Genomic DNA, 12,795 nt, shown 5'->3' with positions numbered 1-12,795 from the left:
GGAAAAGAGTAGGTAATCCATAGTGCATATCGAACTTACGTTTCTTTTGAACCGTAGGTTTATTAAAGTTACCCTTTTCTTAGAAAATCTTTTTCATTTTCCTCTTGACATATTACCAAATTGCTTTATATCCCCATCTGTGAACAGCCAATTTCCCTGTAAATTTCACAGGATTCCATTAGTTCCCTATGCGTTCCGAAACCGGTCATTTTTCCCTCTTCCAGCACCATGATATGATCGGCCCCCATAACAGAACTAATTCTTTGAGTGATAACCACGCACGTTGTATCAGAAAAATGCTCCCGCAGTTCCTTTCGAAGCGCTGCATCCGTCTCATAGTCAAGGGCACTTGAAGAATCATCTAGAACCAGTATCTCCGGCTGAGCTGCCAGAGCTCTTGCAATCAATATTCTTTGTTTCTGTCCCCCGCTTAAATTGGCACCACGGATATCCAGTTTCTGACCGAGACCGCCTTTCTCTTTTACAAAATCGCTGGCTCTTGCATAAACGGTGGCTTCCGAAATCTGTTTAACCGTGAGAGTGCGTCCCATCCTGATATTTTCCAAAATAGTATCCTTGAAAATAACATCGTTTTGGAATACCGTTCCAAACTTTTTCCGAAGCGTCTTTATGTTCATAGTCCGAATATCTTTCCCATCGATGCGAACCGCGCCGCTCCCTACATCATAAAACCGCATTAAGAGGTTCACCACTGTGGATTTACCTGAACCGGTCGCTCCAATAATCCCCAGTGTTTCTCCCCGTTTAAGGCTGAAGCTGATATCCTCAATATTATTTTCACCTTTATTATAGGAAAATGACACATGGTCAAATTCAATATGAGGAATATCTGCTTTCAAATCCACTTCGACTTCACTCTCACTTTTCCTTAAAACCAGATCATTTTCCGCCTCCAAAACCCTGTTAATACGCTCTGCTGAGGCTGACGCCTTAGAGAGAATGATAAACATCCTTGACACGGACATAAGCGCATTCAAAATAATAGTGAAGTATGTCATAAACGCCAGTATTTTACCCACTTCCGAAGTGCCATGATCTACTCGATATGCACCGACAATAATCACCGCTACAAGGCCAATATTAAGAAAAATATTCATGCTAGGATTCGTAATTGCTGTGGTAACTGTCGCCGTTCGCTCCCGATCCACCACCTCTTTATTCACTACATCAAACCGGCCTCTCTCATAATCTTCCTTAGATAGGGCTTTAATAACCCGAATCCCCGCAATGTCCTCACGGACCAGTCTCACAAACCGGTCTGTACTATCCTGAAGTGCTGCAAACATGGGGATACTCTTTCTGGAGACTAGTACTACCACGATGGTAAGTAACGGCATAGTAGCCATAAGCACACAGGACAAAACAGGGTCGAGAGCCATAGTCATAGCGATACCTCCAACTAGCAAAATGGGAGCTCTGACGCCGAGGCGCTGGATTCTTCCCAACATCTGATGAACATTATAGGTATCGCTTGTCAAACGCGAAATCAGAGATGGCCTTGTTATTTGATCCGTCTGCTGGTTAGACAATAGCATCACCTTCTCAAATAAATCCGCCCGAATAGTGTATATAGCATCGCTGGACACTCTGGAGGCCAAACGATTTGCCAGAATATTAAATATCGCAGCCAGAACGGAACAGACTACCATAAAAAAGCCCCAAAGCAGAATCTCACTCCTTTGATTTCCCGGAATCACCGTATCAATCATATAGGCCAGTGTCCACGGCAGCAAAAGCTCCATAATAGTTCCTGTGAACTTAATTAAAAAACCCATTGCCATCCGAAGATAATAAGGCTTCAGATAATGTACAAATATCTTTTTCATAACTCGTCTTTCCCGGATATACCCCGTACGTTTCTATCAGCTCTACTTATTTCCAGTAAGCAGTTTCCTTGTCTTCCATTTACCACTGATAAAGTAGGCATAACATAGAACAGCCGGCAGTGTCCTGGAAAATGCGGTTCCCCAGAAATATCCAATAGCTCCCTGATTGAACACGTAAACAAACAAAAGGCTAAAACCAATCCTGCATACTACACCATCCAAAATCCCAATTAAAAATCCAAGACTCACAAACCCGGATCCCGTAACCATAGACTGAAAGGATCCGGTACACGCTGATGCAAAGAATGCCAAAACCATAATTCTCATATAAGTAACTCCCAGCTCTAAGACAGCCGGGTCTGATGTAAAGACACCAAAAAGAGTTTTGGGTATAGTAAGCGCAAGAAAAGATGAAAATGTCGCAACACATATACAGCATCCAAAGGTATTCCATACAATTTTTTTCGCACGGTCCAGCTTTCTGGCTCCCAGATTCTGACCAATCATCGCTCCAGCAGCCGCATCAACACCATTCATAAAAACATTTAAGAATTTTTGAATCTTGTCACCCACGCTGTTTGTTGCAGAAACCACAAGTCCGTAGGAATTTACGTTGGATTTAATCCACAGCATAGACGACTGAACCAGCATAACCCGCACAAACTGAGGAATACCAAGTTTAATAATAATCCACAGTGATTCTTTTTCCAGCCGGAAATACGAAAGTTTCAACTCAAAATCAAACTCTTCCCGATGTTTATAAAGATAATAAAATGCTGCTGCAAATGCTCCAAACTGGGATAATACGGTGGCGATTGCCGTTCCAGCCGCTTCCATCTTTAACACCGCTACCAGAAAAACATCGGCCACCACATTGACCACTGCTGCAACAGAAATGAAGATCAGAGGCCGCTTTGATTCTCCCATCCCTCTAAGAATTCCGCAAACTGCATTGTAGCCAAATATAAACGGCATGCCAATTGTCGTAATAATCATATAAACAGTGGCCTGTGTAAGCGCCTCCGAAGGACAGTGCAAAAGGTCCAGAATAGTCTGATGAAAGATCACCGTTCCTATAATACAGACAAAAGAAATCGACAGCATTAATGTAAGCAAAGTTCCTATCGTTTTTTTCACTCTGTCTATATCTTTTGCCCCAAACAGCTGAGCTATGTAAATTTGTCCTGCTGAAGCAAAAGCTGTCGCTATGGGCGTCATTAAGTCTGACACTTCTCCTCCGGTCGCTACACCGACTGTCCCTGTGCTTCCTACAAACTGTCCCACAATAATCAAGTCCACCATAGAATACAACTGCTGAATTAAATTCGTCAATACAATTGGTATCGCAAAAATCAGCAGGGTTTTTAAAATATTTCCTTCCGTCAAATCTCTTCCAACCTTCTTTTTTGCTGCGACTGCACTCATAACGTTCTCCTTTTTAAATATCATTTTTCAGATTGCCATTTCTTATGATTTAGCCTTCAAAGACTTTAATCGTCTTATTTATTCCACCAACAGCTTTCTTGTTTTCCATTTTCCGCTGATAAAATAAAGGAAGCAAATAACTGCAGGAAGAGATCGGGCCATAGCATTGCCATAAAAGAATCCCGTAATTCCCATTCCCAGACCATAAACAAATAAAATACTGAAGCCAATTCTGCACACAACACCATCCATCATCCCAATAAGGAAACTGAATGAAGCAAAACCGGAGCCTGTAACAACGGCCTGAAATGTTCCCAAAAGAGCTGATAAGAAAAATGTAAGCACCAGAATACGCATATAAATGATTCCCATTTCAATTACCGCAGGATCATTGGTAAAAAAGCCATACAGTACTTCTGGTATTTGAAGAGCCAAAAATGATGCAACAGCAGCGGCTGTCAACGTACAGCCCAGGGCTGTCCAGACAGTTTTCTTTACCCTGTCATACTTTCTCGCCCCAAGGTTCTGACCGATCATAGCTCCAGCCCCCGTATCCACTGCACTGACAAACACGGTACACATTTTCTGAATCTTATTTCCCACACTGTTAGTCGCAGAGGCCACCAGCCCATAACTGTTAATATGTGCGTTACACCACAGCAGTGAAAATCTGATACATACGGTCTGAACCATTTTGGGAATTCCCAACTTCAAAATTATTAATAACGCTTCTTTTTTTATCTTGAAATATGACAATTTAAGTTCAAAATCAAACTGTTCTTTCCTGCGATACATGAATATAAATGCCGCAGTACAGGATCCTATCTGGGCAATCACTGTCGCAATGGCCGTCCCCATTGCTCCCAGATGAAAAACAGCCACCAGCAGCAGATCCATAAAGATATTAAGCGCAGCGGCAATTGAAATAAAAAGCAACGGTCTTTTGGATTCCCCCATACCGCGCAGTACTCCGCATATTGCATTATAACCAAAGATAAATGGGAAACCGAGAGTCGTAACAATAAGATAAGAGACAGCCTGGGAATACGCTTCCGGAGGACAGTTTAATAAAGACAAAATAGAACGGTGCGTTATCACAGCAATTACCGTAAATACAAAAGATAACCCAAGCATTAATGTCAGCAGAGTCCCTACCGTTTCTTTCACCCGCCTGTCATCCTTCGCACCTGACAGCTGCGCTATGTAAACCTGTCCGGCTCCTGCAAAAGCAGTAGCCATAGGTGTCAATAAATCTGCCACCTCTCCTCCGATTGCTACACCAACCGTTCCAGTACTTCCGGCAAACTTACCGATCACCATCAAATCAACAACTGAATACAGCTGTTGGATTAAATTTGTCATAATAAGAGGAATGGAAAATAGAAGCAATGTCTTTATAATGGATCCCTCTGTAAGATTTGTACCCACCTTTTTCTGTTTTATTGCTGTTTGCATCGAATCACCTCCGTTCCATATTTTAAAAAAAGCACAAAAAATACCCGTTCCCACCCGAAATCGGGAAAATCCAATTCAGGCCGGAGCGGGCATTCAATTATAGCCCGTTCAGCTCTTTTGCTCTGCAACAGGATACAAAATGATTTGGCAGCACTTCCTCCAGTTTCTGAGGCTCATGACACTCCTTACATGCATACTTACAACGGCTGGCAAAACGGCACCCTGGTTTGGGATTAATGGGAGAGACCAATTCTCCTTCCAGAAGAATCCTCTCCTGCTGTTCATGAATATCCATGGACGGTATCGCTGATAACAACGCTTTCGTATATGGATGAAGTGGGTTAATAAACAGGTCTTTCGTTGGAGAAGTCTCTACCAGCTGTCCTAAATACATAACACATATATCACTGGAAATGTGGCGCACAACTGACAAATTATGTGTGATAAACAGATAAGTAAGTCCATTTTGTTCCTGCAAGTCCATCAGCAAATTTAATATTTGAGCTTGAATGGAAACATCCAGTGCTGAAACTGGTTCATCGCATACTACAAATTTAGGGTTCATGGCGAGGGCCCGTCCAATTCCAACTCTTTGCCGCCGTCCTCCATCTAATTCGTGAGGATAAGCCAGGCGAAGTCGCTGGTGAATACCGACCATGTCCATCAGACGTTCTGTCTCATACTGCAATTCTTTTTTCGTAAAACGTTTAGACAGAATTAATGGTTCACTAATAGTCTGTTCAACCGTCATTCTCGGATTTACTGAGGAGTATGGATCCTGGAAAATAATCTGCATATTTTCCCGCAGTCTCTTCAAATCCTTAGGATTGACCCGTGTCACATCCTGACCATTAAACATGATCTGTCCATCGGTACTGTCCAAAAGATGAATCAGGGTACGTCCCAAAGTCGATTTTCCACAGCCTGATTCTCCCACTACCCCCATGGTTTTTCCTTCTTTAATTGAAAATGTAACATCATCAACCGCGTGTAATTTCCCCTTAGGGGTATCAAAATACTTCTTTAAGTTTTTAACTTCAATTAAGTTAGGCATAGGGAACCTCCTTCTTCGGAGCATGTATGTGAAGGCAGCTGCAGAAATGGCTTTCCCCGACTTTCTTCATCGGAACAGAATCCTTTTGACACTCTTCCGTCGCATAAGGGCAACGCGGATGAAAGCTGCAGCCTGCCGGCAGATGAGTCGGATCTGGTGGAAGCCCCTCAATATTGGAAAGCCTTCTGACATCTGCCTTTATATTGGGAATGGCACCAAACAGTCCCCTTGTGTAAGGATGAGTTGGATGTTCAAAAATTTCCTCCTTACTTCCCTGTTCAATAATCTTTCCTGCATATACAATGGCAACCTCATCACTCACCTTTGCCACAACACCTAAATCGTGGGTAATCATAATCATAGATGTATTATATTTTTTTCTTAATTCATTAATCATTTCCAACACCTGCGCCTGAATAGTTACATCCAGCGCAGTAGTTGGTTCATCTGCCAGCAAAAGTTCAGGGCTGCAGGCAAGTGCAATAGCTATAATAACCCTCTGCTTCATACCACCTGAAAACTGATGCGGATACTCATTATAGCGTTCTCTCGTAATGCCTACCATTTCCAACATTTCAGCCGCACGCTCAGCCGCCTCTTTTTTCGTTATCCCATTATGGACTTTTATTACTTCTGCAATCTGATTTCCAATTTTCATTACCGGATTTAATGCAGTCATGGGATCCTGGAATACCATGGAGATATTGCCTCCACGGACTTTCCGCATCTCCGTCTCATGCATCTCCAACAGGTTCTTGCCATTGAGAAGAATTCTGCCTCCCCGGACCCTGGCTGGGGGATCCGGCAAAATTCTCATAATAGTTTTTGCAATAGTAGTTTTACCAGCACCAGTCTCTCCTACCAACGCCAGTGTTTTCCCGCGTTCCAGCGAAAAAGAGACTCCATTAACCGCATGAACTACATCATCACCTGACGAATATTCTACTACCAAGTCTTTCACTTCCAAAAAAGCTGTTGTTTTCTCTTCCATCTTCTGACCTCCATCAATTTTTAAGTTTCGGATCCAAAGCATCTCTGAGGCCGTCACCAAGCATATTAAGACAAAGAACGGTCAATGCGATGAAAAGACCAGGGAAAGTCAGCATATAGGAATAATCCCGTATATAACCCTTTGCTCCTGAAAGCATGGCCCCCCACTCCGGAGTAGGTGGCTGAACGCCAAGACCAATATAGCTTAAAGAAGCTGCAGTCAGGACCGTATTGGCAACTCCCATAGTTGCTTCCACGATTAACGGAGCCAGACTATTTGGAAGTACATATCTCATAATCATTCGGAATTTTCCACAACCAATCGATTCCGCGGCTTCCAGATACTCCTGGTCTCTCACTCTCATAATAGAAGCGCGAAGGACTCTGGCAAATGCAGGAATACGGCTGATCGAAAGCGCCAGAACTGTTTTGTCAAAACCAGAACCCAAAGCTGCTGAGATAGCAATGGTCAGTAAAAGACCTGGGATTGACTGAAAGATATCGAGAAATCTCATAATCAGGTTATCTGCCATTCCTCCAAAATAACCTGCAATCGTACCAATAATAACACCAACAACCAAAGCAAATGCCACAGAGATGATTCCAATTGTCAGAGAGTATCTGCCCCCGTATAAAATTCTGGTCAAAATATCTCTGCCCAAGTCATCCGTTCCGAACCAGTGTGCTGTAGAAGGGCCTTGGAATGCGATTTTTAAATCCATAGTGGCGTATCCATAGGGAGTCAACACTGGTGCGAAGACCGCCGACAGGGCCAGTATGGCAAAAACGATAAGTCCTACCATAGCCGTTTTGTTCTTTCGAAGACGCTTTAACACTGCAGCACTAGCGCTTTGCTTTCTCTTCATCGTCTGTGCAGCAGTCAGGGTAGCTGAATCCATCATTTTCCCCTCCTTTTCTTGCCATTAATGTATTGTGCCTTTATTCTCGGGTCCACAAACGCATATACAATATCCACCAGAAGCATTACAAGACTAAATACAACAGCCAGGAAAATAACTGATCCCGTTACTACGGTATAATCCCTGTTATTAACCGCTGTGACCATGTAAGAGCCTATACCTGGAATAGAGAACACATTTTCAATTACAACAGATCCGCCAAAAATATGAGCTAAATGGGAACCTGCCACAGTAATAATAGGAATCAATGCATTTGGCAAAGCATGTCCATAGATGACACTTCGCTCTGAAAGACCTTTGGCCCTTGCTGTCACTACATAATCAGATCGGATAACCTCCAGCATACTGGATCTTGACTGTCTGGCCAAACCTGCAATTCCACCAAATGCACTGGCTACACAAGGCAGTATATAATACTGAAAACCACCAATACCGGAAGCTGGAAGAATCCCAAGATTTAGCGCAAAAGTAATAACCAATAACAGCCCCAGCCAGAAGGAGGGCACTGACACGCCCGCGAGAGCGATAATCATGCAGAGCCGATCTCCAATCCCATTTTGATGGACTGCCGCTGTAATTCCCAGCGGAATGCCAACTATCAACATCAAAAGCATCGATACAAACCCGACCAGAGCCGTTCTGGGAAGACGGGCCAGCAATTCTTTGGTTATACTGTTGTTTGTTATGTAAGAAGTACCAAAATCAAAATGAAGAAATACATTCTTCATATAACTGCCCAATTGAATCAGAAAGGGACGATTCAGCCCAAGTGCTTCTCGTTTGGACTGCAGCTCTGCCTCTGTCGCTTCTGCACCAAGTATAATAACAGCCGGATCTCCGGGAACAAAGTACATGATAGTGAAGATGGCAATTGTAACTCCAAGTATTACCGGAATCATCCATAATAATCGTTTTAATATATATTTTTTCATCTTCATAACCTCATATCATTTTAGTTTTAAGCAGTGCAGTACAGCGACATGTTTCACTGTACTGCACCACATTTCACAAGTTATTTATTCCAGACATAACTGCTTGCCGACGGCAAAAGCCACGGTGTACTGTTCATTCCAATATCTGTTACGACATTCCTGCAAACGGTAAATGCCAGGTTGTTATAGATGCCATATACATAAGCATTGTCTTTCATATACTGATGCAGATCGTTAATTGTTTCAGGGCTGTTTGTACTGGTATCAACTGCCAGTACTACAAGCCGCTGTAATTCATCATCATGAGCGAAGTTGGCAGTACCATTTGTAAAGTTTGTGGCGTCCATCTTTCCTCTCCACATACCGATAAGTTCATCGGACGTACCACAGTTATCCAGAAGGATATCCCACTGAGTAGAGTCATTCTTATAAGTATTAAACAAGGTATCTTCATATGGCAGTATCTCAGAATTAATTCCAACCTGAAGCAAATAAGCCTGAAGAATCTGTGCAATTTTATTTCTCATAGGACTGTTATTTGTTACGATACGAAGGCTCAGTTCTCCGTCTGCATATCCGGCCTCTTTTAACAACTCTTTAGCCTTTTCCGGATTGTACTCATAATAATCTTCATTGTTCCATTCTTCCTGGAAATCCGGCAATTCATTACTACCAAATGTCTTGCATAGAACACCGTATCCATTAGATGCGCCATCTACCATACCTTGAGAATCAAAGGCATATAACACTGCCTGCCTTAAGGCTAAATTATCATGAAACGGACTGTTCGTGTCCACATTCAAGAACATCGTCTGGGTCAGGTTATTTACAGTTGTAAATACATTGAATCCTTCTGCGGACTCTCCGCCCTCCATAAAGCGCGCCGCCTCGGTTGCATCGAGGTTATAGACCATATCAATAATTCCAGTCTCCAGCGCAATAGCCATTTGGGAAGCTTCTTTTATAACGGAAAATTCAATGCGGTCCACATTTGCCCGCTGGTTAATATCCTTCGCTGCTTCTTCCGGTGTCTGCCAGTAATCCTCATTCTTTTCTATTACCATAGAGGATCCGGAAACCCAGTCTACAAGCTTATATGGGCCAGTTAATACAGGATTGGTCGCCATATTGTCCGGACTTGCCTCATATTCCTTTTGACTGACAATATAAACGCTCTGCATAATTCTCTCAAAAAGTGTTTTTGCAGTGCTGTTTAAAGTCAGTTCCACGCTGTAATCACCTGTTGCCTTGATACTTTCGATATATTTTGTATTATTATTGTTGTTGGCAATTGCCTTCTCATAACTAAACACTACATCATTAGCTGTTATGTTATTCCCATTCCAGTCACGAACATAGTCAAACAGTTCGATATTCCATGTAGCATCTCCCACTTTTTCCCAACTTTTCGCAATTTCCGGAGCCAATTCACCGCCAACTCCCTGGATCATTCCCAATGCCTGATAAAGTGTAGATTTAATTGTTGCATTTTTACCATTGGAACTTCCTGTTGTATACGGATCCATTGTACCTGGATCAGCTTCGATTCCTACCCGAATCACAGTTTTCCCATCTGCTGTTTTAAATTCCGACCAGTCTTCTGCCGCACTGTTGGAATCAGCACTACCTGTTGACATCGCAACTGTCGACTCTGTTGTTGTCCCCGATGCGGACATATCCGTTCCAGCCTTTTTACCGCACCCCATCACCGTACTGGATATCACCGCCAGCATAAGAACCATTGCCAAACCCCTGTTTTTTCTCATTTTTACCTCTCCTTTTAAAGTATTTAAATACAGCACTCCATGCTCATTCCCTTGTACAGTACCCGTTCGACTGTTCTCAACATCACCTCTTAGCTTATATGCATTTTACCCTACAATCTCCATATATATCAATTCATTTTGAGCAACTTTTCTGATTCCATTTTTGAATTGATGGAAATATTTTGCAATTTATTGCATTACTTTACAAAATATCAAATAGATTATATAATATTTTTAGCAGTCAATCTGAGAACAGCAATTAATCATCTGACTGGTTATAACGATTTATTTTAATGGGGGGATTTACTTAATGGATACAATAGCCATCAAATATTTTATGGAAATTGCAGCAGGTTCTACTTTTTGGGAAGTATCTGAACAGAATAATATTTCACAGTCTTCCGTTTCCAAATCTATTCTTCGTCTGGAAAATGAACTTGGTGTCGATTTATTTAACCGCAAACATCGTGCTGTCTATCTTACTCCGGCTGGAAACTATTTTAATGAGTCTCTGAAAAAACTGGCGCCCGAATTTAATCATGTTTTGGAAGGATTAAAGCAATATGCTGTGAAAAAGATTATTTCCTGTGGCATCACACCCTCGTGGGATATTCTGGATCTGGGTATGCGTCTTCAATCTTCACAGATGCCATCAGAGATAACCTTAAACATGTTAAGGCATATAGATCCCGAACAACTTACTATGGATTTGCGCGAAGGAAAGCTTGACTTTATCATTACACACCGTTCATCCTCTATTGAAAAATATGGGGAAATTACCCAGCTCTGTCATGATCCTCTAATGGCTGTCCTGCCTAAGAATCACCGTCTGGCCGGTAATTCTTTCGTCACCTTTTCAGATTTAATGAATGAAACAATCCTCACAAAATCTGTCCACATTAGCAGAATTATCGATGATATCTGTAATCAGTTGAATCTGGCTCATCCTCCCCGCATCATCACCTTTGATGCCTCTGATATCAGGAGAAACCAGATTATCAGCATGGTAAGCTTTGGCCAAGGAATAACCGTTTACTTTGAAAGTGACATCACCCCTTATAAACTGGATAATTTGCACGTCTACCCCATTCGTGGCTGCCCGGAATTTCCTTTAGTCATTGCTTCAAGAAAGGGACAGGAACTGTCTCCTCAACAGGAAATATTCCGTAAATTTTTATATAACTTAATTAATACAGAACAATCATAAAAAAACGGAAACAGTAAACTTCAAATTACTGTTTCCGTTTTTTATATTCTTTTTCGGAATTAATGCTAGCGCCAAATCTGAATTGTAGTTACTTTCAATATTTGCTAATATTTTTATATAAATCATACAAAGGAGGTATTAAAAATGGCGATAAATTATCCTATAATTTACGAAATTGCATATCAGACCTACGATATTAATGAATTTGGCATGGCCAGTTTTTTTGTTTTGGTTGGAGAAAATCGCGGATTAGTAATTGACTGCGGCTGCGGTTCCTTTGATGCCAGAGGCCTGGTTGAAAAGCTCTGTCCACTCCCCTATGATGTTGTTATTACACATGCTCACGGTGATCATTGCGGTGCCATGTCACAGTGGGATAAGGTATGGCTCCATCCAAGGGAATATGACTTTGCACACAATACTGAACATCTGGTTGACATGCTTCATCAAAATCCTGCGCTATGGCGCGGTGCAATGGAACGTGGAATACATATTCCAATGGCTGATGGAAGCGAATGGAATTACCCTTCTTCTAATATGGGTGCAAAGGAATTCTACGAATTAGACGATTTAAAATTCATGGGCTTTAAAAGAATGCCTCAATTTCTTCCCCTTACAGATGGACAGATTTTTGATCTTGGCGGCGGTCGGGTCGTCGAAACCGTCTATGTTCCGGGACACGGAGCCGGACACTGCGCTTTTATTGATCCCAGTGTCAGAATCCTGTTTTCCGGTGACTGCTGCAACTATAACTTAGGGCTGGGGCGCACCAGTGTAAACACCGCACTAAAGGGACTTCTTAATCTCGCCAGTCACCGTCATAAATTCGACCGTAACTTTAACGGACATACCGCTCCAGGTGCAGATACCGCAGGCTTCAGTATGCCTCCAACCACCCTGGATGACTGTATTGCGGCCTGTCGTTCTATCATTAATGGAACCGCTGAGGTTACAGAGTCCTCAGCAGAAAATTTTAAACGCGCCGTAGTTCATTACGGAGCCGTTCAGGTTGGCTTTAATCCACAAAGGATTATTGACGAAGGTGAAGAACCTGTAGATATTTTATAAAATGAAGCCTGCAAATAAAAAGTCAATAGGAAAATGAAAAATTTTCAAAATTTATTGTTGATTGAATTTCAGGTACAACAAATAGACCACCGTTATCCGCTGGTCTGAAAGGATGTGGTATCCCTTATTCT

The 12,795-nt window shown here is 42.1% G+C and carries 10 protein-coding genes; 2 read left to right on the top strand and 8 right to left on the bottom strand.

Annotation, left to right across the window (positions count from 1 at the left end; all coding sequences use genetic code 11):
- Window positions 1-125 precede the first annotated feature (125 nt).
- From NE473_RS29440 to NE473_RS29405, 8 genes are all read right to left on the bottom strand, one after another.
- Window positions 126-1,847 (bottom strand): ABC transporter ATP-binding protein, encoded by a 1,722-nt coding sequence (locus tag NE473_RS29440; protein ID WP_055652469.1) that lies wholly within the window; start codon window positions 1,845-1,847, stop codon window positions 126-128.
- 42 nt (window positions 1,848-1,889) lie between these two features.
- The gene (locus NE473_RS29435) at window positions 1,890-3,272 is read right to left on the bottom strand and encodes an MATE family efflux transporter (RefSeq protein ID WP_055652468.1); all 1,383 of its coding nucleotides are present in this window, start codon (window positions 3,270-3,272) and stop codon (window positions 1,890-1,892) included.
- 78 nt (window positions 3,273-3,350) lie between these two features.
- Window positions 3,351-4,727 (bottom strand): MATE family efflux transporter, encoded by a 1,377-nt coding sequence (locus NE473_RS29430; RefSeq protein ID WP_055652467.1) that lies wholly within the window; start codon window positions 4,725-4,727, stop codon window positions 3,351-3,353.
- Between the two features lie 97 nt (window positions 4,728-4,824).
- Window positions 4,825-5,781 (bottom strand): ABC transporter ATP-binding protein, encoded by a 957-nt coding sequence (locus NE473_RS29425; protein ID WP_055652466.1) that lies wholly within the window; start codon window positions 5,779-5,781, stop codon window positions 4,825-4,827.
- Window positions 5,774-6,772, bottom strand: coding sequence for an ABC transporter ATP-binding protein (locus NE473_RS29420; protein ID WP_055652465.1), 999 nt, complete (start codon window positions 6,770-6,772; stop codon window positions 5,774-5,776). The genes NE473_RS29425 and NE473_RS29420 overlap by 8 nt, the downstream gene beginning before the upstream one ends.
- A gap of 13 nt (window positions 6,773-6,785) precedes the next feature.
- The gene (locus NE473_RS29415) at window positions 6,786-7,673 is read right to left on the bottom strand and encodes an ABC transporter permease (RefSeq protein WP_341465645.1); all 888 of its coding nucleotides are present in this window, start codon (window positions 7,671-7,673) and stop codon (window positions 6,786-6,788) included.
- Complete coding sequence (locus NE473_RS29410) at window positions 7,670-8,623, bottom strand: ABC transporter permease (protein ID WP_055652464.1); 954 nt, start codon at window positions 8,621-8,623, stop codon at window positions 7,670-7,672. Before NE473_RS29410 ends, NE473_RS29415 begins: the two co-directional genes overlap by 4 nt.
- A gap of 80 nt (window positions 8,624-8,703) precedes the next feature.
- The gene (locus NE473_RS29405) at window positions 8,704-10,389 is read right to left on the bottom strand and encodes an ABC transporter substrate-binding protein (RefSeq protein WP_055652463.1); all 1,686 of its coding nucleotides are present in this window, start codon (window positions 10,387-10,389) and stop codon (window positions 8,704-8,706) included.
- A 310-nt stretch (window positions 10,390-10,699) separates the two neighbouring features.
- Between NE473_RS29405 and NE473_RS29400 the strand changes: the two genes are divergently transcribed.
- Window positions 10,700-11,596 carry a LysR family transcriptional regulator gene (locus NE473_RS29400; protein ID WP_055652462.1) on the top strand — a complete coding sequence of 299 codons (897 nt, stop codon included), beginning with the start codon at window positions 10,700-10,702 and terminating at the stop codon, window positions 11,594-11,596.
- 144 nt (window positions 11,597-11,740) lie between these two features.
- Window positions 11,741-12,664: an MBL fold metallo-hydrolase gene (locus tag NE473_RS29395; protein ID WP_055652461.1), complete on the top strand. Its 924-nt coding sequence runs from the start codon at window positions 11,741-11,743 to the stop codon at window positions 12,662-12,664.
- The last annotated feature ends 131 nt before the right edge of the window (window positions 12,665-12,795 follow it).

The sequence above is a fragment of the Hungatella sp. SL.1.14 genome, from assembly GCF_024460495.1.
GTDB classification, from domain to species: domain Bacteria; phylum Bacillota; class Clostridia; order Lachnospirales; family Lachnospiraceae; genus Hungatella; species Hungatella hathewayi.
Note: the sequence above shows the minus strand (reverse complement) of the source record. Positions and strands in the feature narration are given on the sequence as shown.